At 67.3% G+C, this 24,982-nt stretch carries 21 protein-coding genes and 3 pseudogenes; 13 read left to right on the top strand and 11 right to left on the bottom strand.

The annotated features are described in order from the left end of the window. Positions 1–5 precede the first annotated feature (5 nt). The 3 genes from ROP_RS37555 to ROP_RS41960 form a co-directional block, all read right to left on the bottom strand. Positions 6–4,463, bottom strand: a complete 4,458-nt coding sequence (locus ROP_RS37555) for a non-ribosomal peptide synthetase (RefSeq protein ID WP_012686907.1) — start codon at positions 4,461–4,463, stop codon at positions 6–8. Between the two features lie 52 nt (positions 4,464–4,515). Continuing rightward, positions 4,516–5,163: a HemK2/MTQ2 family protein methyltransferase gene (locus ROP_RS37550; protein ID WP_007297138.1), complete on the bottom strand. Its 648-nt coding sequence runs from the start codon at positions 5,161–5,163 to the stop codon at positions 4,516–4,518. Between the two features lie 214 nt (positions 5,164–5,377). Then, a protein-coding gene (locus ROP_RS41960; protein WP_370185358.1) for an IS5 family transposase occupies positions 5,378–6,287 on the bottom strand; the annotation gives its coding sequence in 2 pieces (ribosomal slippage) (positions 5,378–5,893 and positions 5,895–6,287; 909 coding nt in all). Between the two features lie 594 nt (positions 6,288–6,881). Between ROP_RS41960 and ROP_RS44590 the strand changes: the two genes are divergently transcribed. Then, positions 6,882–7,037, top strand: coding sequence for a DUF6131 family protein (locus ROP_RS44590; protein WP_007296776.1), 156 nt, complete (start codon positions 6,882–6,884; stop codon positions 7,035–7,037). 404 nt (positions 7,038–7,441) lie between these two features. Here ROP_RS44590 and ROP_RS37530 read toward each other — a convergent pair. Then, positions 7,442–7,815, bottom strand: a pseudogene (locus ROP_RS37530) (thioredoxin family protein). Between the two features lie 41 nt (positions 7,816–7,856). Continuing rightward, positions 7,857–9,236 carry an MBL fold metallo-hydrolase gene (locus tag ROP_RS37525; protein ID WP_012686902.1) on the bottom strand — a complete coding sequence of 460 codons (1,380 nt, stop codon included), beginning with the start codon at positions 9,234–9,236 and terminating at the stop codon, positions 7,857–7,859. Between the two features lie 358 nt (positions 9,237–9,594). On the opposite strand from ROP_RS37525, the gene ROP_RS37520 reads away from it, so the two are divergent. The 7 genes from ROP_RS37520 to ROP_RS37490 all read left to right on the top strand — a co-directional run bounded on the left by ROP_RS37520 (position 9,595) and on the right by ROP_RS37490 (position 16,454). Then, positions 9,595–12,135, top strand: a complete 2,541-nt coding sequence (locus ROP_RS37520; protein ID WP_012686901.1) for an MMPL family transporter — start codon at positions 9,595–9,597, stop codon at positions 12,133–12,135. Positions 12,136–12,229: 94 nt separating this feature from the next. Then, the gene (locus ROP_RS37515) at positions 12,230–12,502 is read left to right on the top strand and encodes a metal-sensitive transcriptional regulator (protein ID WP_012686900.1); all 273 of its coding nucleotides are present in this window, start codon (positions 12,230–12,232) and stop codon (positions 12,500–12,502) included. A 45-nt stretch (positions 12,503–12,547) separates the two neighbouring features. Then, a complete protein-coding gene (locus ROP_RS37510) occupies positions 12,548–12,796 on the top strand; it encodes a YgaP family membrane protein (RefSeq protein WP_007296769.1) in 249 nt (82 codons plus the stop codon). A 60-nt stretch (positions 12,797–12,856) separates the two neighbouring features. Further along, on the top strand, positions 12,857–13,270 hold the full coding sequence (locus tag ROP_RS37505; protein ID WP_007296768.1) for a DUF302 domain-containing protein: 414 nt from the start codon (positions 12,857–12,859) through the stop codon (positions 13,268–13,270). 44 nt (positions 13,271–13,314) lie between these two features. Continuing rightward, positions 13,315–14,088, top strand: a complete 774-nt coding sequence (locus tag ROP_RS37500; protein WP_012686899.1) for a sulfite exporter TauE/SafE family protein — start codon at positions 13,315–13,317, stop codon at positions 14,086–14,088. 86 nt (positions 14,089–14,174) lie between these two features. Further along, positions 14,175–15,527 carry an MBL fold metallo-hydrolase gene (locus ROP_RS37495; protein WP_012686898.1) on the top strand — a complete coding sequence of 451 codons (1,353 nt, stop codon included), beginning with the start codon at positions 14,175–14,177 and terminating at the stop codon, positions 15,525–15,527. A gap of 396 nt (positions 15,528–15,923) precedes the next feature. Continuing rightward, complete coding sequence (locus ROP_RS37490) at positions 15,924–16,454, top strand: DinB family protein (RefSeq protein WP_039950538.1); 531 nt, start codon at positions 15,924–15,926, stop codon at positions 16,452–16,454. Between the two features lie 22 nt (positions 16,455–16,476). On the opposite strand, the gene ROP_RS37485 is transcribed toward ROP_RS37490, so the two are convergent. Beyond that, positions 16,477–17,130 (bottom strand): ArsR/SmtB family transcription factor, encoded by a 654-nt coding sequence (locus ROP_RS37485; RefSeq protein WP_007295976.1) that lies wholly within the window; start codon positions 17,128–17,130, stop codon positions 16,477–16,479. Positions 17,131–17,221: 91 nt separating this feature from the next. On the opposite strand from ROP_RS37485, the gene ROP_RS37480 reads away from it, so the two are divergent. Together ROP_RS37480 and ROP_RS37475 are read left to right on the top strand one after the other, a co-directional pair. After that, a complete protein-coding gene (locus tag ROP_RS37480) occupies positions 17,222–18,601 on the top strand; it encodes an MBL fold metallo-hydrolase (RefSeq protein ID WP_007295977.1) in 1,380 nt (459 codons plus the stop codon). After that, the gene (locus ROP_RS37475; RefSeq protein WP_012686896.1) at positions 18,598–19,896 is read left to right on the top strand and encodes an MFS transporter; all 1,299 of its coding nucleotides are present in this window, start codon (positions 18,598–18,600) and stop codon (positions 19,894–19,896) included. Before ROP_RS37480 ends, ROP_RS37475 begins: the two co-directional genes overlap by 4 nt. A 35-nt stretch (positions 19,897–19,931) precedes the next feature. On the opposite strand, the gene ROP_RS37470 is transcribed toward ROP_RS37475, so the two are convergent. The 3 genes and pseudogenes from ROP_RS37470 to ROP_RS43765 form a co-directional block, all read right to left on the bottom strand. After that, the gene (locus ROP_RS37470; RefSeq protein ID WP_007295979.1) at positions 19,932–20,276 is read right to left on the bottom strand and encodes an SRPBCC family protein; all 345 of its coding nucleotides are present in this window, start codon (positions 20,274–20,276) and stop codon (positions 19,932–19,934) included. Between the two features lie 114 nt (positions 20,277–20,390). Then, positions 20,391–20,876: an SRPBCC family protein gene (locus ROP_RS37465; protein WP_039950563.1), complete on the bottom strand. Its 486-nt coding sequence runs from the start codon at positions 20,874–20,876 to the stop codon at positions 20,391–20,393. A gap of 18 nt (positions 20,877–20,894) precedes the next feature. Further along, positions 20,895–21,194, bottom strand: a pseudogene (locus ROP_RS43765) (ArsR/SmtB family transcription factor); the annotation flags it as partial. Positions 21,195–21,692: 498 nt separating this feature from the next. Here ROP_RS43765 and ROP_RS37460 point away from each other — a divergent pair. The 3 genes and pseudogenes from ROP_RS37460 to ROP_RS37450 all read left to right on the top strand — a co-directional run. Next, entirely contained in the window at positions 21,693–21,968 is a 276-nt protein-coding gene (locus tag ROP_RS37460; protein WP_007295981.1) for a hypothetical protein, read from the top strand. Between the two features lie 112 nt (positions 21,969–22,080). After that, entirely contained in the window at positions 22,081–22,404 is a 324-nt protein-coding gene (locus ROP_RS37455; protein ID WP_007295982.1) for a ribbon-helix-helix domain-containing protein, read from the top strand. A gap of 109 nt (positions 22,405–22,513) precedes the next feature. Continuing rightward, positions 22,514–22,705: pseudogene (locus ROP_RS37450) on the top strand (hypothetical protein); the annotation flags it as partial. A gap of 160 nt (positions 22,706–22,865) precedes the next feature. Here the strand turns inward: ROP_RS37450 and ROP_RS37445 are convergent. Then, positions 22,866–23,612, bottom strand: coding sequence for a GntR family transcriptional regulator (locus ROP_RS37445; RefSeq protein ID WP_012686895.1), 747 nt, complete (start codon positions 23,610–23,612; stop codon positions 22,866–22,868). Between the two features lie 65 nt (positions 23,613–23,677). Next, positions 23,678–24,958 carry an amidohydrolase gene (locus tag ROP_RS37440; protein ID WP_039950566.1) on the bottom strand — a complete coding sequence of 427 codons (1,281 nt, stop codon included), beginning with the start codon at positions 24,956–24,958 and terminating at the stop codon, positions 23,678–23,680. Positions 24,959–24,982: the final 24 nt, after the last annotated feature.

The following is a 24,982-nucleotide window of genomic DNA, read 5'->3' as shown; positions in this document are numbered from 1 at the left end:
GGATCTCATCCGACGGCCTCGGCGAGGATGGTGCGCAGCACGGGGAGGAATCCTGCGACGGTATCGTGGTCGAACAGATCGGCCGAATACACCAGTTCACAGTCGATGCCGGCCGGGTGGCCTTTTGCGCTGTGGTGGTCGGTGAAGTGGAAGTGCAGATCGCATTTGGCGATATCCAGTGGTTGCGGTGCGATCTCGAACTCCAGTCCGTCGCTGTCGAGGGTGGCGGCGGTGAAGTTGTTCAGCGATAACGCGACCTGGAAGAACGGGTGCAGCGACGGCGACCGGGGCGGGTCGAGCACGTCGACGAGGTGCTCGAACGGGACATCGGCGTGCGCGAACGCGTTCAGCTCGGTGGCGCGCGACTGGTCGAGAAGGTCGGCAACGGTGGTGCCTGGGTCGACCGTCGAGCGGAGAACGAGAGTGTTGACGAACATGCCGACGACTTCGTCGAGGTCGGGATGGGTGCGCCCGGCCGTCGGTATGCCGATCGCGATCGTGCGCTGCGAGGACAGGCGTGCGAGGAGCAGGGCCAGCGCGGAGTGCAGCACGGTGAACAGGGTCGCTCGCCGTGCGTGCGCGGTGGTCAGCAGTGCTGCGTGGGTTTCTTCGTCGACCGCGAAACTCAGACGGCCGGCCGCGTAGGTCCAGCGTTGTGGACGGGGTCGGTCCGCCGGCAGCGTCAGTTCCCGGGGCAGCCCTGCCAGTTCGGCCTTCCAGAAGTCGATCTGACGGGCCGTGAGGCTGCCGGGATCAGCGTCGTCGCCGAGAACGTCGTGCCGCCAGAGACTGTAGTGCGCGTATTGCACCGGCAGCGGCGCCCAACTCGGTGCGGTGCCGGCAGCGCGGGCCGCGTACGCGGTCAGCAGGTCGCGGGCGAGGACTGCCAGCGACCACCCGTCGGCGGAGATGTGGTGGATCACGCACGCGAGCAGGTGCTCCTCGGGCCCGGTGGCGAACAGTGTGGCCCGCAGCGGCGGTTCGCTGCGAACGTCGAAGCCGCGGTGCAGCAGAGGGCGGGTGTGTGCCGGGAGGTGGGATGCGCTCACGTGTGTCGGGGTGAGGTCGGGGACGGCGTCGCCGGCGTCGAGGACCCGCTGGTGGGGGCCGTCCACCGAATCGGGGTAGATCGTGCGGAGCGGGTGGTGCCGGTCGAGCACGTCGGCGGTGGCGCTGCGCAGCGCCTCGATGTCGAGGGCACCGCGGATCGTGACGGTGAACGGGAGGTTGTACAGGGCTGGGCGGGTGGCGGTGCGATCGAGGAATTGCTGCGCTGGGGCCAGCGGAACCCGCTGGGGCAGCGGTTGTGTTGCGAACGCGCGCAGCGAGGAGAGTTCACCCGACTTCGGGTGTTCCTCGGCGAGAAGCTGGGCGAGGGCGGCTACGGTGGGGAACTCGAACAGATCGCGCACCCCCAACTGGGTGCCGAAATCGGCGTTGAGTGCCGCGATCACCCGGGTGGCGGAGAGCGAATCCCCACCGAGGTCGAAGAAGGACGATTCCGCGTCCACCACGTCGGTGCACAGTACCCGGGCCAGCACCCCGGCCACCGCGTGTTCATCGGGTGTGCGCGGCGGCCGCGCCGAGGGAGCGGCGGAGCCGAAGTCGGGGGTCGGCAGGGCGGCCCGGTCGAGCTTCTTCGTCGGCGTCAGCGGAACGTCGTCCAAGACGGTGATCACCGCGGGCACCATGTAGTCCGGCAGCAGCTGGGCTACAGCCGTCCGCAGCATCGCCGGGGTCAATGCCGACGACGTCCGCAACAGCACATACGACACCAGCAGTGCATCCCCCGCCCTGTCATGGACCACGGTCGTCGCGAACCGGACATCCGGGTGCTCGCGTAGGGCGGTGTCGATCTCGCCGAGTTCGATCCGGAACCCGCGGACTTTGACCTGGTCGTCGCTGCGACCGACGTACTCGAGTGTTGCCTCGGGTGTCCATCGGACCAGATCACCCGTGCGGAACAGGCGGGAGCCGGGTTTGCCGAACGGATTGGCGACGAACCGGCCGGCGGTCATCCCTCCTCGGCGCGCGTAACCGCGGGCCAACCCTGGGGTGCCGAGATACAGTTCGCCGACCGCGCCGGAGGGAAGCGGCCGCAGGCGCCGGTCCAGCACCACCGCGTCGACGCCGCGCATCAGCGCCCCGATCGTCACCGGCCGATCCGGGGCCATCGGGGCGCTGAGCGTGACACTGCACGTGGTTTCGGTCGGGCCGTAGGCATTGCGCATCGTCCGGTGGTGCGCCCAGCGCGCCACCAGTTCCGGTGGACACGCCTCACCGCCGACGAGGACCAATTCCACATCGTCGAGGCCGGCGGGGTCCACCGTTGCCAGTGCCGACGGTGTCGACAGCACGTGGGTGACACCTTCGCAGCGTAGGAGATCGGCCAGTTCGTGGCCGCCAACCACATCCGGCGGGGTCACCACCAAGGTGGCGCCGGCCAGGGCCGCAGCGAGGACTTCGACCAGAGCCGTGTCGAAGCTCGGCGAGGCGAAATGCAGGATCCGCGAGGTGGCGGAGAGGGCGTAGTGGTCGCGGATTTCCTGTGCGAGATTGGCCAGGCCGTCGTGGGTGACGACGACACCCTTGGGTGCACCGGTCGACCCGGACGTGTAGATCACATACGCGGCGTTTTCCCGGCGCACCGGGCGCGGTGGGCGCGGTGGCGGCACGGCGAGGGCGTCGAGGGCGTCGAGGGCGTCGAGGGCGTCGAGGGCGTCGAGGGCGTCGAGGGCGACGGTGAGCCATCGCAGTGTGTCCGGCAGCTGGCTCCGGGTGTCGGAGGACGTCAGGCCGGCAACAGGTTTGCAGTCGTCGAGCATGTACTGGATGCGAGCGCGCGGATGCGTCGGGTCGATGGGGACATAGGCGGCGCCGGTGGCCGCGATCGCCCACACGGCGACCACCGATTCGTACGAGCGGGGTACGGCGACCGCCACGAGGTCTTCCGGACCGATGCCGGCGCCCAGCAGCGTGCCGGCCAACGCGGTCGAATGGCGGTCGAGGTCCCGGTAGGAGAAGGATCGTCCGCGGTCGCGGACCGCGATTCGCTCACCGGATGCACCGGTACCCGTGGTGAGTAACTGGGTGAGGGTTGCCGGTTCGGCATCGGCCGGGCCGCGCGCCGGTGTCAGGACCTCGCGTTCCCCGGGCAGGAACAACTCCAGGTCGGCGACGGCGCAGTCCTCGCCGATTTCGGCCAGGAACGTCTGCAGGAAATGGGTGAACCGGCGGTGGTGGCTGCTCAGTTGCCTCTGGCTGTAGAGGGCAGGGTTGGCTTCGAAGTCGATCCGCGGCATCAGATCCGTGGTGCCCGGGTAGATGTTCACCGCCAGATCCGCGGTCGGACCGGTCGTGAGAACGTGCACCCGACCGGTGACCGCACCGAGGTTGATGTCGGGTTCGAACAGCATCAGATTCAGCACGGGGCCGAACGAGGTGAGCTCACCAGCGGCCGTGCCGCGCTCACGGCCGATGTCTTCGCGCCGATACCGCTGGTGGCGCAGTGACGCGATCAGTGCCGCCCGCGCGATTCCGATCGCTTCCTCGACGGTCGTGGCCCCGATCCCCGGCAGTGCCAGGGGCACCACATTCGAGACCGAACCCGTCGCAGCCCGCAGCGGTCCGGTTGTGCGGGCCGTTACCGGAAGGGACACCATGACGTCGTCGACGTCGGTCATCCGTGCCAAGTAGGCGGCGAAGGCCGCGACGAGGACAGCGGTGCGATCGAGGACGGACCGGCCTCCGGGCATCGGCGTGGAAGACACCACCGTGGGGTGGCCGGTGACCCGGACGGCGGGCCGAGGCGCAGCGCTCCGTCCGGCGAGGCTGACCACCGGTGGCAGATCGGGGGCGAGCCTGGCCCAGTATTTACGGTCGGTATCGAACCGCGGGGACGATCGATAGTCCCGATCCGCTCGGCTCAACTGCTCGGGCCCCACCACCCGATGCGGATCCGGCTCGTCGCCGCCGAGCGCCGCGGCGTACCACTGCGCGGTCCGTTGCATCAGCAGCATTGCCGCATATCCATCCAATGAGAGGTGGTGGGCACGCGAATACCAGAACACACGATCGTCACCGACCCGCAGGACACGCGAGAAGATCAGCGAGTAGTCGTCCATCGCGAGTGGGACCGTGCAGTCACGTCGCATCCACTCCCGCGCGAACTCGGCCGGGTCGCGTTCGGCGCGGAAGTCCAAAACCAGGACTTGACCTGCCGATCGAGTCCTCTCACGTTGATACGGTTGTCCGTCGACGTCGGCCAGCACGACCTCCGCGCCCAGTTCGTCCATCGCCCGCGTGTGCGCCTCGCACAGCTTCTCCACCTCAATGGGCCCGGTCAGATCCACGTACTGGGCGATGACGTAGGGCACGTCGGGCGTCAGCTGCTGGGCAAGCCAGATCGCCTGCTGCGCCGCGGTCAGTGGCACCAACCGGCCGGACGACCCCGAGGGCGTCATCGGTGACCTCGATCACACGCGGCGCGCACGCCCGACCGCGTCAGCTGGGTGCTCATTTGACCGCCCGGAACACTACGAGTTCCTCGGTGCACTGCTGTGGCCCGATCAACCCGCGATCAACGAGAAGATCCCGTCGCGCTTGCAGCACCGGACCGAACGGGACGCGGACACGGCGTGCTTCCTCAACGTGTAAGCCGCGTTCCCCCAGCATTAATCGCGTTTTCTCCGTGCCGCTCAGCGTCGATTGCACGAGCACCAGCCGTCCCCCGTCGTCGAGGAGGTCCGGGGCATCGCCGCAGATCCGGTCCAACAACGCCCGTCCCTCGTGCCCGGCGTCCCAGCACCGCGCACGACCTCTCGCCGGCAGCCCATCGTGCTCGGCAGGAACATAGGGTGGGTTCGCTACGATCAAGTCGAACCGCCGGTGACGTACTCGTGACACCAGATCACCGCGAACAACCCGCACACGGTGCCCGCGAACCGCCGTATTGAGCCAGGTACTGACCAACGCCCGACGCGAAACGTCGACTGCGGTCACGCTGCGCGCACCGTACCGAGTCGCCCACACGCTGACCACCCCAGTGCCCGCACACAAATCCAGAATCCGCGTACCCGCATGCACCTGCTCGTCGCCGAGCGATTCCAAAAGAAGCCGCGAATCATGCTGGGGCCGATACACACCCGGAAAACGAATGATCACCAACGCCCCTTCCTCCCAGCCGCCCGTCAGCGCAGCGATCCAAATCTGATCGAAGTGCGCGTTCAGCTGTCACAGCTCGGATCACCATGCCGAAGCAATGCCGTGCATGGCGCGCGGGACGAAACCGCTGTCCTTGTTCGGTTGTCGATGGTCACTTTGCCAGATCGTCACACACACAAGCTGAAAGAACGCTGAAAGCCGAGGTGGCCGCCCACTAGGGCATGTCTCCCAATAACTTGAGCCACTCGACGATGCCGGCGAGCAGGAATCCGGCGCGGTAGGTGAGGGCGAGTTTGTCGTAGCGAGTGGCCACCGCACGCCACTGTTTCGCCTTGTTGAAGGCCCGTTCGACCACGTTGCGCCCCTTGTAGGACTCCGGGTCGAAGTTCGGTGGCCGCCCGCCCGCGCGGCCCTTGTTCACCCGGTTCGCTGCCTGATCGGTCTTCTCGGGGATCACCGCCTTGATGCCTCTGCTTCGCAGCAGTTCCCGGTTTGCCCGTGATGAGTACGCCTTGTCGGCCCGGACCTCGACGGGGCGCGTGCGGTGCGCTCCGCCCGCGAGCCGCGGCACGCAGATGCCCTCCAGCACGTGGGCGAACATCGGACTGTCACCGGCTTGGCCTGGGCCGACCAGCACCGACAGCGGGCGCCCGTGACCGTCGCACGCCAGGTGCGCCTTGCTGGTCAACCCGCCCCTCGACCGGCCGATGCCGTGATCGGCAGGCTCGTCACGCAGGTTCGTGTAATTCGGTAGATCCCCCTGTGTGGCGGGCGGCGTTCGCACCGTGCTGATGGACCCGGACCACTGTGGAATCGACAGAGACCGCCCAGTCCAGGTTCCCGCCGGCGTCGGCCATCGCGACCAGAGCCGTCAGCACCCGATCCCAGGTTCCGTCTCCGGCGTAGCGGCGATGTCGCTTCCACACCGTCTTCCACGGCCCGAAATGCGACGGGAGATCTCGCCAGGGCAACCCGGTCCGCAGTCGATACAGCATCCCCTCGACCACCACACGATTGTTCCGGAACTTCCGCCCCCGGAGCCCATCGGAACTGGGCAACAGCAGCGCGAGCAACTCCCACTGCTTGTCCGTCAACACCTCAAACCGATCAACAACGTCTGCCACACCGAAGAGTCTGCAGCACAACACCACAAATCATTGGGAGACACACCCTAGGCCCCTACGTGGCGGGGAGCGCGTTCCCGTGCCCCCGCGGACGCAGCCTTCCGATCACCCCGACAAGGCGGCATAAAAGACTGTTGCCGGATCTGCTAGTACCTCCGTGACCGTTGTCGGAGCAGGCGATGACACGAGAATCGTGGGGAATGGTGTGGGGCAGATCGTGTTTGCGGTATTCCGACAAGGATCGAGTATCACCAGCACTTCCGCGCCCGTGACAGTTGCGGGGCACAACTGCGCCGCGTCGAGGAAGAACCCAGGTGGAGAACTCGACGAAAACAAACGAAATCGATCGCCTCCGCGACTTGTGGCCGGGACCATTACGAAACCCGACCGGCCCCTCCGCGCACCCGGAGCCCGCAGAAGATCGTGCGTTTCTTGCAGCAGTCACCCGCACACACCATGAGTGACGCCTGCCGCGCATGGGTGCCCCTGCTCACGGCCAACCCTGCGCATCTCGCTGTCGACTATCTGTTTTCCGACTACGACGAGGGGGTAACCGCGGATGATTGGCGCACACGCGCCGAGAAGAGGTTCATCGTGATCATTCTCGGACTGATTCTGCTCGTGATCGGATTCGTGGCGGGCATCTCAATCCTCTGGACCATCGGGATCATCCTGTTGGTCATCGGAGTCATCCTCGCGCTGCTCGGGGCCACCGGCCGCGCCGTCGGTGGACGCCGTCACTGGTTCTAAAGATGCCCTACGGCTTTCAGCGGGCCCCGGACCTCGCCGAGGCGAGCGCCGAATTCGATGGTGGTCAAGATATCGCCGGTTCGTTACGGGCCGCGAGGTACGTTCGCTCGCGCGTTTCAAGTGCTGACCATCGAGAACGATAGCCTCTGCCGCGATCGCGCAGCCGACCGTTCGGCCAGGCGGTCAGCGGCGGAAGAATGAACGCAGGGTGCGACGCTGGTCCTGGACCGGGGTGGTGTCCTGACGGCAGGTGCAGCGATCGGCGGTAGGCACGGAGCTCATGACGGTGTCGAGGTGTCGGCCGCAACCGCCCCAGCCGGTGTTGCCGCAGTTCGCGCAGGTGACGGGGTAACACATGGGATCCTCCTGGGTACGGAGTGCGGGGTTCGGGTGAACGGTTCAGGTCAGGCGCCGGCGACTGCGCGTCGTTCGGCGACCGTCGCGTGCACCAGAGCCATGTCGAGGGCCTTCACCCTGCCGATCAGGGTCGTCGAGGGCGCGTGCGGGCAGTACCCGGGCCGGGAGTAGACGAGCACGCTTTCGCGGAAGGCCATGATGGTGGGGATCGACCGGATGTTCGCCATGGCGGCGAGTTGTTGCTCGGCTTCGGTGTCGACCTTCGCGTGCACGATATCTGGATGCGTGGCCGAGGACTTCTCGAACACCGGGGCGAAGGCGCGGCAGGGTCCGCACCAAGAGGCCCAGAGTCAACGAGACCGCTGCCGCTGTCGGCGATCGTGGACTCGAAGTCCACGAGGGTGAGATTTTTCGTTGCCACCGGTTGGGCGCCTTCGTTGATCGGGACTGCGTGTGGCCTGATCAGGCGGGGACGTGCGCCTCGGCCCAGGCGTTGTAGCCGCCGAGCAGGTCGGAGACGTTCTCGAAGCCCTGCGCCCGCAGCAGCGACGCGGCCACACTCGACCGCCAGCCGCCGGCGCAGTGCACCACGATCGGCTTGCCGGTGGGTATCTGCTCGAGCCGGGTGTGCAACTGCGCCAGCGGAATCGGCGCCGCCCCTGGTATCGTCCCGAACTCCCGCTCGCCCGGATTGCGGATGTCGATCAGGGTCACCGCATCGGCGGCGAGCAGAGCGTCGAGCTCGTCGACGGTGGTGCGGAGCGCCGACTGCACGAGATCAGCCAGCTCGGCGGGAAAGTGTCCGTCGTGGCCGACGGACAGGTAGCCGACCGTATCGTCCGAGCCGATCCGCGCCAGCCGCACTGCCGCGTCCTGCTCCTCGCCCGGGTAGGTGATCAGCACCAGCTTCTCGCCCACTTCGGCGACCATCCCGCCAGTTTCTGCGAACCGGCCGTCGAACCCGACATTGACCGAGCCGCACAGATGCCCGGCCGCGAAGTCGTCCACGCTGCGCGCGTCGACCACCCGGGTACCGGCGACGAGTTCGGCGCGCACCCGCTCCGGCGAGAGTTCGGGGATCGCCCGGTCTCGGGAGAGGAGAGGATGGACCTGCTTGTTCATCGCGGCATCGACGGAGAAGTAGGAGGGCGCCGCGGGTTGGCCGTTGGTGACCAGCGCGACGAAGGCGTCCTCGCTCATCGGCTGCACCGACGGATTGGTGGCGCGCTGCTCCCCGATAGTCGAGCTCAGCTCGGTCGAGAGGTTCTTCCCGCAGGACGAGCCGGCACCGTGCGCGGGCATGACGGTGACCTGATCGGGCAGGGTCAGCAGCTTCTCGTGCACCGTGCGGTACATCGCCCGGGCCAGGTCTGTGTTGGATCCGTGGCCGAGGTTGACCAAATCCGGCCGGCCCACGTCGCCGATGAACAGTGAGTCGCCGGTCAGCACCGCGGTCGGGGTCACCCCCGCCCGTTCGCGCACCAGCACCGAGATCGACTCCCACGTGTGTCCTGGGGTCGACAGGATCTCGAGCTCGACCTCGCCGAGGCGGATTCGCTCGCCGTCGCGTAGGCGGCGGATCGGGTAGTCGGTCTCGGCGGCCTCGCCGAACCCGATCCACGACCCGGTTGCCTCGACCAATTCGAGGTGGCCGGAGACGAAGTCCGCGTGGAAGTGGGTGTTGATCACACCCTCGATGCGCAACCCGTGCTTGTCGGCGTCGTCGAGATACTCGCCGATGTCCCGGCGCGGATCGACCACCACCGCTCGGCCGGTGCTCTCGTCACCGATCAGGTACGACGCGTGCGACAGGCACTCGATGTAGTACTGCTCGAGAATCATGCGTTCCTCCATCGGGTCGATGTCCTCGGTATGTGCAACATGGTGCCATATACCCCATAGGGTATGTCAAGTACCCCTAGGGGTATCTGTCCATGCTTGGTTATCCCGACCGGAATGTTGTTCGACGACGGAAGTCGGCACCGCCGTCTCGCCCTAGTGGCCCGCACCGCCGCCGGCCGAAAGCGGCGCATGGCTGCGCCAGGTTCCGATGACGGCACTGCCCGAACTGGCGCGGATCCTCCTCGGCCCTTTGCTCGCTCACGTCGCGAGCAATCGACACACTTGCGTACCGACATACCCCCTGGGGTACAGTGAGCGAGTTCCTGAAAATACCCCCTAGGGTATGAAGGAGTTTGATATGCGTGAGGTAGACCTCGGTGAATTCGCCGTGCGCTGGGCCGACGGAGTTCCCGTCGTGGATGTGCGCGAGCGGTGGGAGTACGTCGACGGGCACGTACCTGGTGCGCTGTTGATGCCGCTCGGGCAACTAGCCGCTCACACCGTGGAGATTCCCGCGGGGGAGGTCGTCTACGTGATTTGTGCGTCCGGTAACCGCAGCCGGGAGGGGGCCCGCATCGTCGAGGCCACCGGCCGCGGTGCGGTCTCGGTCGCCGGGGGACCTCGGGCTGGGCCGCCCTGGGCCGGCCGCTCGACACCGGAGACGGATCGTGAGCGCACCCTCACGCCCGACCTCGCCGATACGCGCTGCCAGCGCTTTGCCATCACCTCGAGGAGGACTTGTATGACCCGCAGTACGGCATTGGGCGGCGACGCCCCGAGGACCGAGCCGATCACCGAGGGCGGTGTGCTCGGCCGCATGGGCGCGGCCATGGCCGGGCACGCGAAATGGGTGTTCGGCATCTGGCTGATCCTGTTGGTCGCCCTCGGTGCCGCCGCGCCGTCGGTGTTCAGTTCGCTGGCCGGTGCCGGGTGGCAGGCCAATGGATCGGAGTCGGTGCAGGTCCGCGAGCTCGCGGAGCAGCATTTCGGGGGTAATTCCTCGGCCGCGGTGCAGGTGGTCGTGCACTCGGATACTCAGACCATCGACAGCCCGCAGATGCAGCACACCCTGGCCGACGTCGGGACCGTCTTCGCGGGCGACCCACGGTTCGGTGCGGTGATCGCACCGCAGCCGGGGACGTCGATCAGCCCGGACGGGCACACCGGCATCCTCATTGCGGGCGCGAACGCGAGCACCGACGACATGGTCAAGGCCGTCGACGAACGCAAAGCGGAACTGACCGCCCTCTCCGGCGACGGAATCGAGGTGTACCCGACCGGCGCATCCGCACTGTGGAGCGACTTCAACAAGGCGAACCACGACGCGATGATTCAGGCGGAATTGTTCTCCTGGCCGGTGACGTTGGCGATCATGGTGCTCGCGTTCGGGTCTCTCGTCGCCGCCGGGCTGCCGCTGCTGTTGACCCTGGCCGGGCTCGTCGCCTCGGCGGGCGGCCTGGTGTTGCTCAACCAGGTCTTCCCGATCTCGGTGTGGGCGATGAACTTCGCGATGATGTTCGCACTTGCCCTGGGTATCGATTACGCCTTGTTTGTCGTCGCCCGCTTCCGCGATGCGATCCGTCACGCCTCGTCACCGCGTGCCGCCGTGGCCGACACCATGGAAACCGCAGGCAAGGCCGTGGTTCTGTCCGGAATCACGGTGCTGGTCAGCCTGTCCGCCGTTCTCCTGGTGCCCGCGCCGGCCGTGCGGACGATGGCCGTCGGGATCATGCTCGCGGTGTTCTTCGTCCTGCTGGCCTCGATGACGCTTCTGCCCGCCGCCCTGGGCGCGTTGGGCGGCAAGGTCAACGCCGGCTCCCTGCCCTACGCCAAGCGGCAAATACACCGTTCGCCGCGGTTCGCCGCCTGGGGCGAACTGCTGCATCGCCACCCGTGGCCGTTCGCGATCGGTGCCCTTCTGGTGCTGATCGCGCTGTCGGTCCCCGCGCTCGGACTGAAGGTCGCGATGCCCTCGATCGAGGTCGTTCCCACCGACGCCCCGGTCCGCCAGGGCTACGAACTCGTCCAGGCCCAGATGGGCGAGGGTGCACCGGGCATGCTGCAGATCATCACCCCCACCACGGGCGGTGCCGAGACCGCCGCAGCGGCCGCGGCGACGGACGGCATCGCGATGGTGACGCCGCCGCAGCCCGCCCCCGACGGCAGTGACTACGTCATGTTGCAGGCCATGCCGACCGTCGATCCCTCCGACACACGAATGGGCACCATCCTCGACACCCTGCGCGCCGACCTACCCCAAGGCGCCCTGGTTGGCGGCGCACCGGCGGAGAACCTGGACCTGCAGCAGGCCCTCAACGACTACCTCCCGCTGATCGTCGGGATCATCCTGGTTCTCGGGTTCGTGCTGCTGCTGGTGGCGCTGCAGGCCCCGCTGATCGCACTCCTCGGCACCGTGGTCAGCCTGCTCTCGACCGCGGCCGCATTCGGGGTCGCGAAGCTGATCTTCCAGGACGGCCACGGCGCGAGCCTGCTCGGCTTCACCCCCCAGGGCTTCCTCGACGGGTGGGGGCCGGCGTTCTTCTTCGCCATGATCTTCGCAATCGCCATGGACTACACCGTCTTCCTCCTCGCCACCGCGAAGGAACACTACGAACACTCCGGCGATCCGACGGTCGCGCACGTCGACGGCCTCGCCCATTCCGGACGGGTGATCTTCGCCGCCGCCGCGGTGATGGTCGCCGTGTTCTTCACCTTCGCCCTCGCCGACCCGCTGCCCCCGAAGGAGATGGGCATCATCCTCGGTGTCGCCGTGCTCCTCGACGCGGTGCTGATCCGGCTGATCCTGCTGCCGGTACTGCTGCGGCTGACCGGGCACGCCGCCTGGTGGTCACCGGCGTGGCTGCGCATGGTGCTGCCGAAGATCAACTTCTCGCACTGAGGCCGGTGCGGAGGTGAGTCGGCGCGTCCCTTACCCACCCCGCACCGATACCCCGGGGGGTACAGTGGGGGGAGGTCTAGGAAAGGAAACCGCCATGGTCGGCGACGAAGACAGCATCGCATTGGTACTCAACCGGCTCCGCCGCGCCCACGGGCAACTCGCCGGGGTGATCTCGATGATCGAGCAGGGCCGCGACTGCAAGGACGTCGTCACCCAACTCGCCGCGGTCTCCCGGGCCCTGGACAAGGCCGGGTTCAAGATCGTCGCCACCGGCCTACGCGAATGCCTCACCGGCGAGGCGGCCGAGAAAGGCAAGGAGCCGATGACCGAGGCCGAACTCGAGAAACTCTTCCTCGCCCTCGCCTGAGCCACTTTCACCCCGACCTCCGTTCGACGTCGACGAAAGGCGACCATGACCGACGCTCTCCCCGCCCGCGGCTGGACGATCGAGCGGGTGGTCCCGTTGCTGGCCGGAACGATGGTGCTCGCGAGCCTCGCACTCACCGTGGCTTTTTCGTTGTGGTGGCTGCTGCTCACCAGGTTCGTCGGGGCCAACCTTTTGCTGTTCGGCGCGGCGGGGTGGTGCCCGGCGAGTCTGCCGCTGCACCGCCTCGGCGTACCGCGCCTCGTCGCGGCGTCTCCCGCCCCATCGGGACGATGATCGGGGCAGGTGACCGGCCGATCCCATCCCAAATTCTCCGAGAAAAGGCAGCACACGCTCATGACGCTCGCACTGTCGACCACCCTGCACACCTCGTTCGCCGACGCGGTGGACCGCACCCGCAAAGCCCTGGCGGACCAAGGCTTCGGGGTCCTCACCGAGATCGATATGAAGGCCACCCTGAAGGCGAAACTCGGTGAGGACATGGAGGACTATCTGATCCTCGGTGCCTGCAATCCGCCGCTCGCCCATCGCGCGGTCACCGTGGACCGGCAGATCGGGCTGCTGCTGCCGTGCAACGTCGTCGTGCGCGCCGACCCGGCTGATCCGGGTGCGGTGCTGGTCGATGCGATGAACCCGCAGGTGATGGTTCAGGTCGCCGACCAACCCGGGCTCGGGGCGGTCGCCGACGACGCCACCGCCGCATTGCAGGCCGCCATCGACACCCTCTCCCAGGACACCGGCGACCGGTAACCACACCCGCCCCCGCCCCCACGGCTGATGGCGAAAGGAGTTATGTGGAAATAACGATCGCACTCGCGCTCGGGGCGATCATCGGTGTCCTGCTCGGACTCCTCGGCGGCGGCGGGTCGATCCTGGCCGTCCCCGCGCTGGTCTTCGGTCTCGGTCTCGACCTCGAGCAGGCCATTCCGATCTCCCTGCTGGTGATCGGTGTCGCCTCCCTCGTCGGAGCCATCCCGAAAATTCGCGAGCACCAAGTGAACTGGCGCATGGCTGGCGTCTTCGCCGCCTGCGGTATTCCCGCGACCTTCGCCGGCAGCGCGGTCGGGCGACTGCTGCCGCAATCGGTGGTGATGGTCGGTTTCGCCGCCGTGATGGTTCTCGCCGGGATCCGGATGCTGATGGATCGTGGTGACACCGGCACCGCCTGCGAGGTCGGGGACTCGGGGATCGACTGGCGCCGCTGCGCCCCCCGATCCATCCCTGCCGGGGTCGCGGTGGGCTTTTTGACCGGCCTGTTCGGTGTCGGCGGCGGGTTTCTGATCATCCCCGCCCTGGTGCTGATGCTCGGTCTGGATATGTCGGTCGCGGTCGGCACCTCGCTGGTCATCATCGTCGCGAACTCGGCGGCCGGTCTGGTCTCGCACCTGAGCGGTGCGAGCATCGACTGGGCGATCACCGCCGCGTTCGCGGGCACCGCGATCGCCGGGTCGCTGATCGCCGGCCATTTCGGCACCAAGGTCGACACCGACAAGTTGCAGCGGTGGTTCGCCTATCTCGTTTTCGTCGTCGCCGCGTACGTGCTGGTGGACACGATTTTGCTGCGCTGATGCCGCGGGCGGCCGGCACCACACCGTTTCACCTATGCCCTCCCGGGTATGCGAACACCAGAGAATATGTGAGGAAGGTACGAGTCATGGACGTGTCGATCATCGAGACCTCGAGCCTGGGCGATCGCAGCTACCTGGTCAGCGACGGCGCTGTCGGCGTAGTCGTCGACCCGCAACGCGACATCGACCGGGTGCTGGCCCTCGCCCACGACCGGGATGTGCGGATCACCCATGTCCTCGAGACCCACATCCACAACGACTACGTCACCGGCGGCCTCGAACTGGCCCGCACCACCGGGGCCGAGTACGTCGTCCCCACCGGCGACGACGTCGACTACCAGCGATGCGCCGTATCCGACGGCGACCTCATCGACGCGGGCCCGATCCAATTGCAGGTCATGCACACCCCCGGCCACACCCACCACCACGTCAGCTACGTGCTGCGGGAGACCACCGGCGGCATCCGCGGAGTCTTCACCGGTGGATCGATGCTCTTCGGCACCACCGGCCGCACCGACCTCCTGGGCAACGATCACACCCGGGAACTGACCCACGCCCAGTACCACTCGGTGCGCCGTCTGGCGGGCGCGCTCCCCGCCGACACCAAGATCTACCCCACCCACGGATTCGGTAGCTTCTGCGCCGCAACCCCCGCGAGCGGGGACTCCTCCACCGTCGGCGAACAACGCACCACCAACCCTGCCCTGACCCAGGACGAGCAAAGCTACGTCGAGGAACTGATCGCCGGCCTGGGCGACTACCCGGCCTACTACGCGCACATGGGCGTGATCAACACCCAAGGACCGACCCCGGTCGATTTGTCACTGCCCAAACTGGTCGACCCGGACGAGCTCCGCCGCCGCATCGACGACGGGGAATGGGTGGTGGACCTGCGTGAGCGCACCGCCTTCGCCGCCGGCCACCTCGGCGGCACCCTCGGCTTCGAATTGTCGGACTCGTTCGTCACCTACCTTGGCTGGCTCTACAAGTGGGGTGCACCGCTGACCCTGATCGGCGAAAACGAAGACCAGGTCACCGACGCCCGCCGAGAACTGGTCCGCATCGGCATCGATGACCTCGCCGGTGCCGCGGTCGGCGAAATCCACACCCTCGTCACCGGCACCGAACTGCGGTCCTACCGGGTCGCCGACTTCCCCGCCCTCGCGGAGAGACTTCCCGAGCACGACATCACCGTCCTCGATGTACGCCAACGCAACGAATACGACAGCAGCCACATCGACGGGGCGATCAACATCCCGCTCCACGAACTCGCCGACCGACAGGGCACCCTCCCCGACGGGGAGATCTGGGTGCACTGCGCCTCCGGCTACCGATCCTCCATCGCCGCCTCGATGATCGACCGCCCCGACCGCACCACCGTGCTGATCAACGACGAGTACGACAACGCGAAGGACACCGACATCACCAGCACCCCGTAGGTATCCGTGCGCACGCAGTGACCGGGGTACGACGGATCGCCGAGATCCCCACGCCCGCATGGCCTCGACCCGGATGGATGAGTCCGCATCATGGCCCCTCCGGAATCCTTGTGCGCCGAGCACCGACGCCAATGACACCGGGCAGCACCCCCGACCAGCACGGCCATGGCGAGGGCCGCGGCCACGCTCTGATGTATGTCGGCGACCGCGTCGTGGGCCCACCCGGCGGCGGCGCTGATCGCGCTGGAATGCCGAACTATAAATTCAAAGATCCCTCATCAAGAGCTTCGAGCATCTGCTGACTCTGCGACCTGGGCAGTCGATCGCAATGGCGCTGAGGCCGGAGGAAGATGGTCCGTACCGAGGGTGCTGAGGCGATCGCAGGCGAGGGCAGTGATGTCGAGGTCAAAGCGTGTGGACCGGCGGGAGATCGCCGGAGAATTCGAGCGGGTTAGGGCTGAGTTTCACCGCTTGGTCGGCGGCGCGAGCTCCGAGGGCTTCGACCGGCCCTCCGAGGGCACCCGCTGGACGAACGAGCAACTGTTGTTTCACATGGTGTTCGGCTACATGGTGGTGCGCCGTCTACTGATCCTGGTCCGGCTCCTCGGCCGGCTACCGGACGGCGTCAGTCGCCGCTTCGCCGCCGCCCAGAACGCCTCGACGCGATTGTTCGACGAGGTCAACTATCGGGGAACGTGCCAGGCGGCCCGGGTATTCAACCGTCACCGCATGGTGCGGCAATGCGACAAGGTCATCGATTCACTCCTGCGGAGTCTGGCGGCGGAGGCCGAGAACGACCTGCAGCGCGGCATGCACTTCCCCGGCCGGTGGGATCCGTTCTTCGCGGACTACATGACCCTCGAGGACCTCTACCGCTACCCCGCTCAGCATTTCGACTTCCACCGGCGGCAGCTCACCCTCGACTGACGATCGCCGGAAGAAGGGAGATTCAGGTCGCGACCGGCAGGTCGGCCAGGCGCCACTCGAGCATGCCGTCGGCCAGCCGCGAGGCCTGCCGGTCGTGGTCGGTCAGCAACCGGACCGCATCGTGCGCGAACACGCAGTACGCGCCGCGGCAGTAGGCGACGATCTCCTGATCTTCGGGCAGATCCGCGAGACGATCGGCGAGCTCATCCCACGGGATCGACACCGCGCCCGGGATGTGCCCGGCCTCGTATTCCTCGCGGGGTCGCACGTCGAGGACCGTCACCTTCCCGGACCGGGCCCGCTCGAGCAGCTCGTCCTTGCTGACCTGGTCGGTGTCCGGACCCAGGTAGGCAGCGCGGGCTGCTTCGACGTCGGGCAGGTGCTCGTTGGCGACCGTGCGGACCAGCGCGAACAGCTGCGCCACATCCGCACCGGCGAGCCGGTAGAACACCTTCGTGCCCTCGCGGCGGGTGGCGACCAGATTGGCCTGCTTGAGGGTCTGCAGATGCGCCGACGCGGTGGTCAGCCCCAACTCGGCCGCGCGGGCGAGCCCGTCGACGGTGCGCTCGCCCTGGGCGAGCAGATCGAGCAGTTCGAGCCGCTTGCCACTGCCCAGCGCCTTGCCGACCCGGGCGAACTGGTCGAACAGCTCCGTCTTCGCGATCCGATCACCCATAGTATTCTCCAATCATCTTTGGAATAGTGTAGAACATGGAGTCGGGGCACTGCACCGCGACACCCGACCTAGTCGACACAGGAGAGACACCATGGCCGGAATCGATCTGGTACCGCTCATCGACGAAGGGCTCGGCAACTCCGCCTACCTCGTGGATCTCGGCGACGGCCGAGCGTTGGCGGTCGACGTCAGCCGCGACCTGCGCGCGGTCCACGCCGCGGCCGCCCGCCGCGGGCTGACCGTCGCGTTCGCCGCCGACACCCACCTGCACGCCGACTTCCTCTCCGGCGCCCACCAACTCGGTGCCACCGGCGGAACGCGGGTGCTGGCCTCGGCGGCCGGGGACCGGGAGTTTCCGCATACCGGGCTGCGCGACGGCGACGAGGTGGACCTGGGCGGTTTGCGGCTGCGGGCACTGATGACGCCCGGGCACACCCACGAGCACCTGTCGTTCCTGCTCCTCGACGGCGAGAAGGAGGTCGGGGTGTTCACCGGCGGATCGTTGATCGTGGGTTCGGCCGCCCGCACCGACCTGCTCGGACCGGATCGCACCGAAGTCCTGGCCCGCGCCCAGTACGCCTCCCTGCAGCGCCTGGCCGCGCTGCCCGGCGACGTCGCGGTCTGGCCGACCCACGGCGCCGGGTCGTTCTGCTCCGCCCCGCCGGGCGCGGACCGCACCAGCACCATCGCCCGCGAGCGCGCCACCAACCCGTTGCTCGCCACCCGGGACGAGGACACCTTCGTCGACCAACTGCTGGGATCCCTCGGTAGCTATCCGCCGTACTTCCTCCGTCTCGGCGAGATCAACCGGCTCGGTCCCCCACTCCTCGACCAGGATCCGGTGCTGCCAGCCTTGACCGTCGACACCGTCCGCGCCCGGCTGGCCGGCGGCGCCGCCCTGATCGATGTGCGCCCGCTGGCCCGTTTCGCGGCCGCCCACATCCCCGGCGCTCTCTCGATTCCGCTGCGGCCGGTGTTCGCGAGCTGGCTGGGTTGGCTCGCCCCGGCCGACCGGCCGCTGATCATTGTCCGCGACCCCGATCAGGACGTGAACGAGATCGTGTGGCAGGCATTGAAGATCGGGTACGACAACCTGATCGGCGAACTCGGCGGCGGCCTCGCCGCCTGGACCGCCGCGGAACTCGAGGTGGCCGCCACGGCGCTGACCGGCCCCGACGGGGTCGAGGGCGTGCGGGTTCTCGATATCCGGCAACGCCCTGAATACCTGGCCGGGCATCTGCCGGGCGCCGTCCACATCGAACTCGGTGCCCTCCCGGGCCGGGTCGACGACCTGCCGGACGAGCCGACCGTGGTGATGTGCGGGCACGGGGAACGCGCGATGGGCGCGGCGAGCCTGCTCGAACGCGCCGGGCACCGGAACCTCACGGTGTTCGAGGGCGGACCCGACGACTGGGCCGCCGCCACCGGCCGCACCCTCGAGACCGGCACATCAGCGAAGACCGGCGCATGAGCACCACCTCGCCCCGGCCGATCCGACTCGGCCTGGGCCCCAACCTGGCCCAGTTCAGCCTGCTCGTCGCCGTCAACGCCCTCGTCGGTGGCATGGTCGGCCAGCAGCAGACCGTGCTGCCGCTGCTCGCCTCAGGCGAATTCGCCCTCACCGGTTACACATTCATCTTCACCTACGTGGCGGCGTTCGGGATCACCAAGGCCGCCGCCAACTACCTCGCCGGGACCTTCTCCGACCGCTACGGCCGCAAACCGGTGCTGCTGGTGGGCTGGCTGTTCGCCATTCCCGTCCCGCTGATGCTCATCGCCGCCCCCAACTGGTGGTGGGTGGTCGCCGCCAACGTGCTCCTCGGCATCAACCAGGGCCTGACCTGGTCGACCACCGTGGTGATGAAGATCGACCTGGTCGGCCCCGCCCGCCGCGGCCTGGCGATGGGCCTGAACGAGGCCGCCGGCTACGGGGCCGTGGCCGTCAGTTCGCTGCTGGCCGGGTACCTGGCCGAGCAGTTCGGCCTGCGACCGGCCCCGTTCCTGCTCGGACTGGCCTACACCGCCCTCGCGCTGCTGCTGTCCGGGGTGTTCATCCACGAAACCCGCGACCACGCCCGTCTCGAGGCCGCGCAGCACATCCCCCGCGCGGACGGTGCGCACGACCACCTGCACGCGGACCTGACCGACCGGCAGATCGCCATGGCAACGAGTTTCACCGAGCCCGCCCTGTCCTCGGCGAGCCAGGCCGGCCTGGTCAACAACCTCAACTTCGGGCTCTCCTGGGGCCTGTTCCCGCTGCTGTTCGCCACCGCCGACCTGGGCGCCGGCCAGATCGGGCTGCTGTTCGCCCTCTACCCCGGCGTGTGGGGCGCCGGCCAGTTGGTCACCGGCGCCCTGTCGGACCGCATCGGCCGCAAGCACCTGATCACCGCCGGCATGACCCTGCAGGCTGCCGCCCTCGCCCTGATCGCCGCCTCAGACGCCTTCCTCGGGTGGGCCGCAGGCACTGTGCTGCTCGGAGCCGGCACCGCCATGGTCTACCCCACCCTGCTCGCCGTGATCGGCGACGTCGCGCACCCGGCCTGGCGCGGCCGCGCCGTCGGGATCTACCGGGTCTGGCGCGACAGCGGCTACGCCGTCGGCGCCATCGCCGGCGGCATCGTCGCCGACCTGATGGGCATGCACGCCGCCGTCTGGGCGGCCGCCGCCGTCAGCGGCGCCTGCGCCCTCGTCGTCGCCGCCCGCATGTACGAAACCCACCCCAAACCCATCCGCACGAGCACGCAGCGTGCGCCGAAAGGATGAGCAGCCCCATCCCGGGTGGCGAGGATGTACCCCGCCTAGTTCGGCTGTGCCGGTGATGCTTCCAGACGCTGCTGGAGTGCGGCCAGATTGCTCGGCATCTCCTTACGGGCCTGGGGGCGCACAGCGAGTGGCACGAGAACTTTCCCGATCCCGTGGCCTTCGAAGTCGACGGCGATCGTCACCCGGGAGCGGTGTCCGGAATCGAGCGGATCGACGGACACATTCACCACGGCACGGATCGGGCCGTCGACACCGTGCACACCCCATGTTCTCGGCGGGTCGATGTGCGTGAGTTCGGACGTGACCGGACGCTCGGCGAACCCGATGCGGCGCGTGGTGAGGCATTTCTCGCCGACCTGCGAGGTCCCGTCACCGTCCATGTGGCCGCTGACGACGCCCTTCTGCCACTCGGCGAAGCGGGTCGGGTCGGTGACGACAGGCGAACACCTGCCTCGGTGGGCGGTCGACGTCGATGCTGGTCGTGATCGGTGCCATCAGTGCTGCTCACTGTCGACGGCGCCACGGTAGCGCTGCAGGTAGAGCGGCCACCCGGCGTCGTGTTCGACACCGTCGCGGACCGCTTCCCAACCCGGGCCGTGGCGCTCGAGGTTGCGGTGCTCGACCTCGACCCGGGTGCGATCGGCGGATTCGGCGATGAACCGGACCTCCACCTCGCTGGTCTTGGCCGGGTCGGTCTCGATCTGCCAGTGCCCGTTGATGTCCCAACTGAACACCACCCGGCTCGGCGGCTCATAGGCCAGCACCCGCGCCCACCGGCATTCGGTGCCGTCCACACCGCGGTCGTAGATGTTGCCGCCCACCCTCGGTTCGAACACGGTCTCGGCGATCGGGACCGCCATGATGTTGTGCTCACGCGGCTTGATCGCATCGAATCGCTCGATAAACAGCGAGAACGCTCGCTCCACACCTGCGTTCACCACGACCTGCTTGTGCACCGACTCGGCATGTGTCTGTGTCATGACCTCTCCTGCGGGTTGTTCGACCGCGTCCTTGTACGCGGTCAGGGCCTGTGCCCAGAACCGGTCGAGCTGCGAGCGCAGCACGCTGATCCCGGCCGGGTCGAGGTGATAAATGCGGCGCGTGCCGACCGCCCGATCACCCACCAGCCCGGCGTCCTTGAGCACCTTCAGGTGCTGCGAAACCGCAGGCCGGCTGATCGGCAGCTCCCGGGCCAGCTCACCGACCGCACACGGACCCTCGGCCAGACGCTCGAGAATCGTGCGCCTCGTCCGATCAGCGAGCGCACCCCATTCGTCTCCAGCTTGGTAAGTACCTACGAACGGTAAGTCTTCGCTTACCGAGAGTCGCTGTCAAGAGCAGCCCAGCAATCGCCACAACGTTCGGAGATCCAGCTTGCGCTGGACCGACGCTGCGCACTGATCGGCGATCACCACGATGCGAGAGAAGAACCCGTCCGCCCGGATTCCCCACTGTCCGCACACTGTTCGATATCGGGTCAGACTGACAACGCGTCGATGCCGACACGCTCGTCACAACCCGCGGACCCTTCCAGTCAACAGGAAGCGGCGTCCACGACGACGGTCATGGACGCCGCTTCGCCTTGCCTCCTTGACAAGCCTGATTCCGTATCAGGTCGTTCCCCGCTGTGGAGTGCGGCTGACCCGACACAACGAGCAGTCGGCTTGCCGATCCTCCCGGCTTTGCGTCAGGATTCTTGGCCGTCTGGATAAACAACCAACGCTGGCGGTCGTCGATGATCACCCGACCGGGATATTGTACTACAGAAACCATCGATTTTGTAGTACAGTATTCGTGTGGCAGTCGAATGGGCGAACAGCGCGGACAAGCACGGGATCGACCACGAGGACGCGTTGCATGCGATCGAGAACGCCCTCTACGTCGAGCAGGAGTTCGACGAGCCCCGCGTCCCCGGTCACGCGAAGCCTTGGCTGTTCATCGGTCCCCCGCGGACACTGGGTGGGCCGCTGCTCGAGGTCATGGTGGAGATCGTTCCACCGCGAGGCATGGTGGTCTTCCACGTGATGGAGGCGCGGGAAAAGCACCTCGCTCGCATGAGGGACCGTCCCTGATCCGTCAGGCGCCGGGGGCGAAGGAACCCGGCACCGCAACCCGATGCACCACCCACCCAGTGGTATCCGAACAGATCGCCCAGCACCACCACCCAAAAGAGGTGACATACCAATGAACAGCAACGATAAGAATACCGATTACGACGAGCTCGCTGAGTGGGCCGAGCACGACATGACGCTGCCGAAGGACTCAGCCACCGCCAAGCGCGGCGCGGACGCCGCCGCCGCCGGTAAGGCCCTACTCGAGAGGGTTGGCGCCGGCCGCCCGTCCCTGGCGCAGGACGCGGGCATCAGCGGTGCCTCCCCCAAACGCCAAGTCCGGCTTCCACTGCCGCTGAGCAACAAACTCGACGAACTCGCGCAGCGTCAGCACCGCAAGCCCAGCGAACTCATGCGCGAGGCAGTCGAGGAATACATCCAGAAGCACTCCGCCTAGAACACCTCCGTCGGCGTTCCACGGCCTTCCGGACAACGTGCGAGAACACCGCCTCGGGTTCCGTCGCACAATCGAAGGAGGACAAGCGGAACCCTGCTGGAGGTGACCAATGCGCCCCGCGGAACCGGCACCGGTACCCACACCGATCCGGTGGTGGCGGCTCGGACTGTGGAGCCGCAACCGCCTGATGCGCCGAAGCGACCGCTACGAGGCCGTCATCGTGCTGCTCACGGTGATGCTGGTACTGCTACTGATCCCCTTCGCCGGCACGTTCGGAACAGCGACCCATACGCGGCTGGACACGTGATTCCGCGATAGTTGCACCCGAAATTTCGTGGGAGGATGCAGTTTCCCGATGGAAAGGTCGTTGGTACGCAGCAATGCGATCTGCCGCGACGCTTCAACTGGCCGTCAGACCGTAGGCCACGGGAGAGATGCAACGTTCCGTGAGTCGCTGCCCGCTAGTAACCTCGCTTTGAGGACGAACTGCTCGACAGAACGACCCCTGTTGCTGCACGGCGCGGCCGCTGGGCGGCGCCCACCAGCCCCTCCATAACGCGTTCCCGGCTGGCCTCGATCTGCGCGATCATGATCTCGCGCGCCCGTGTTCCGTCACGGGCCAGCAGTGCATCATGGAGGTCGTGGTGTTCGTGCATCTGTTCTGAAACGGAGTCGCTCCCGTCGAGGCTGATGAAGAACAGCCGCTGCATTTCCTCCAATAACGTTCTGAGGGTTCGGGTGAAGATTTCGTTGCCGGACGCCTGGGCGATCCGGACATGGAACTCGCGGTTGTCTTCGAGAAATTTCTCGTAGCTATGGATGTCTCCGCTGACGTAGGTTTGGTGAGCGAGTGAGTGCAGTGCCTCCAGTTCGGCCATCGGCGCTCGCTCTGCCGCGAGCTCGACGACCGCCGGTTCGAGGAGGAGCCGCATCTCGAACAGGTCTCTGACGCTCGCCATGGTCACTACCGACACCCGATAGCCCTGGCGAGCGCGGACGTCTACGAAGCCTTCCTGTACCAGCCGCCGTAGCGACTCGCGCACGGGACTGCGTCCGAAGCCTGTCGATTCGGAGAGTGTGGCCTCGCGTAGCTCGGTTCCGGGGGCGAGTTCGCTGGTCAAAATGAGGCGCTTGATATGCCGATATGCGTTTTCCGTTGCACTGGCGCCGGTGGCAGAGCCAACCCGCGCCCCGCCGCTGATCTCCACTGTCTCGAACTCCTTCGTCGTCGGCCCTGCCTGCTCCACGGGGTCGTGGGACAGACCGTGAAATATCATCGATGGTAGTCCTGTGTGCGGATGAACTGTTCCAGCCAGTCGGCCGCGATCGGCAGCGACCTTTCATCGATGTCGAATCGAGGATGGTGATGCGGGGCCGGGCTACTCGCACCCACGAGGACGAAGGTGGCTTTCCCGCCGCGGCGCTGCACGTCGGCCATGAAGAGGGTGACGTCGTCGCTCGCGGACATCGGGGCGGTCGGTAGAGCGTTCGTGATGTCGTCCACGGTGTGTGCGCATCGGTCCAGGGCCCGGGCAATTTCCGAGTCGCAGACGGCAACCTCCGCGCTGCCGATCACATCAATCCGTGCGCCGAGCCCGTACATGCCGGCGGCGCCGAGGACGACGTCACGGGCCCGTGAGGTCAACTCCGCGAAGACGTCGGTGTCGTCGGCACGAAGTTCGCAGTGTATTTCTGCGCTGTCGGCGATGATGTTGGCCGAGGTGCCGGCCGTCATTTTGCCGACGTTGACACGGGTGGTTGCCTGCGCGAACGGCGGTAGCGCGTGCAATCCGAGGGCGATCGTCGCGGCGCCCAACAGCGCGTTGCGTCCCTCGCTCGGGGCGAGGGCGGCATGTGCGGGGGCCCCCGTCAATTCGATCTTCCACTTCTCGGTGGCCATCACCCCTGAGGTGCTACTCGCGACGGTTCCCACGTCGAGACCGATCCCGAGGTGGAGCCCCAGCATGACGTCGACGCCGCGTGCGGCGCCCGCGGCCACCATCGCTCGCGCCCCACGCACGCCCTCTTCTGCGGGCTGAAAGATCACCCTGAGCTCGCCGGCGAAGTTCCGGTCTTCAGCGAGGCGTTTCGCCAGCGTCACGCCGATGGCTACGTGGCCGTCGTGCCCGCAGGCGTGCATGATGCCCGAGACCTCCGAGGCGAAGCCGCCGCGAAACGGCGGGTGAGCGGCGTCCTCGGACTCGGTGATGGGAAGTCCGTCCATGTCGCATCGCAGCGCGATGACCGGTCCGGGCCTGCGTCCCCGCACGCTCGCGACGACGCCGGTGTTGCCGTGGCCGAGGCGTTCCACCAGTTCGGGCTCGATGCCCGCCTCGAGGGCGCGGCGGCGTGCATGGTCGAGTTCCTCGGCGGGTGGGAGGCCGGCGAGTTCTGCGACGGCGCAGACCGTGCTGCCGAATTCGAGTGTGTCGACCGCCGTGGCGAGTTCGTCGATGATGCGCGCTGCGGTTTCTATCTCGCAGAATCCCAGTTCGGGGTGGGCGTGCAGCGCGCGGCGCAACGAGACCAGCTCCGTGTCCCGGCTTGTCGTCACGGTCGTCTCTCCGTCCATTCCACG

This window comes from Rhodococcus opacus B4 (genome assembly GCF_000010805.1).
GTDB classification, from domain to species: domain Bacteria; phylum Actinomycetota; class Actinomycetes; order Mycobacteriales; family Mycobacteriaceae; genus Rhodococcus_F; species Rhodococcus_F opacus_C.
This window is presented reverse-complemented; position numbering and strand designations above follow the sequence as displayed.

Bases quoted from the DNA above. Each gene is read 5' to 3' on its own strand.
- ROP_RS37455 (WP_007295982.1), top strand. From the start codon at position 22,081: ATGAACAGCAACGATAAGAATACCGATTACGACGAGCTCGCTGAGTGG.
- ROP_RS37510 (WP_007296769.1), top strand. From the start codon at position 12,548: ATGACCGACGCTCTCCCCGCCCGCGGCTGGACGATCGAGCGGGTGGTC.
- ROP_RS37495 (WP_012686898.1), top strand. From the start codon at position 14,175: ATGGACGTGTCGATCATCGAGACCTCGAGCCTGGGCGATCGCAGCTAC.
- ROP_RS37465 (WP_039950563.1), bottom strand. From the start codon at position 20,876: ATGACACAGACACATGCCGAGTCGGTGCACAAGCAGGTCGTGGTGAAC.
- ROP_RS37470 (WP_007295979.1), bottom strand. From the start codon at position 20,276: ATGGACGGTGACGGGACCTCGCAGGTCGGCGAGAAATGCCTCACCACG.
- ROP_RS37505 (WP_007296768.1), top strand. From the start codon at position 12,857: ATGACGCTCGCACTGTCGACCACCCTGCACACCTCGTTCGCCGACGCG.
- ROP_RS37490 (WP_039950538.1), top strand. From the start codon at position 15,924: ATGTCGAGGTCAAAGCGTGTGGACCGGCGGGAGATCGCCGGAGAATTC.
- ROP_RS37515 (WP_012686900.1), top strand. From the start codon at position 12,230: ATGGTCGGCGACGAAGACAGCATCGCATTGGTACTCAACCGGCTCCGC.
- ROP_RS37475 (WP_012686896.1), top strand. From the start codon at position 18,598: ATGAGCACCACCTCGCCCCGGCCGATCCGACTCGGCCTGGGCCCCAAC.
- ROP_RS37485 (WP_007295976.1), bottom strand. From the start codon at position 17,130: ATGGGTGATCGGATCGCGAAGACGGAGCTGTTCGACCAGTTCGCCCGG.
- ROP_RS37520 (WP_012686901.1), top strand. From the start codon at position 9,595: ATGCGTGAGGTAGACCTCGGTGAATTCGCCGTGCGCTGGGCCGACGGA.
- ROP_RS37555 (WP_012686907.1), bottom strand. From the start codon at position 4,463: ATGACGCCCTCGGGGTCGTCCGGCCGGTTGGTGCCACTGACCGCGGCG.
- ROP_RS37480 (WP_007295977.1), top strand. From the start codon at position 17,222: ATGGCCGGAATCGATCTGGTACCGCTCATCGACGAAGGGCTCGGCAAC.
- ROP_RS37525 (WP_012686902.1), bottom strand. From the start codon at position 9,236: ATGATTCTCGAGCAGTACTACATCGAGTGCCTGTCGCACGCGTCGTAC.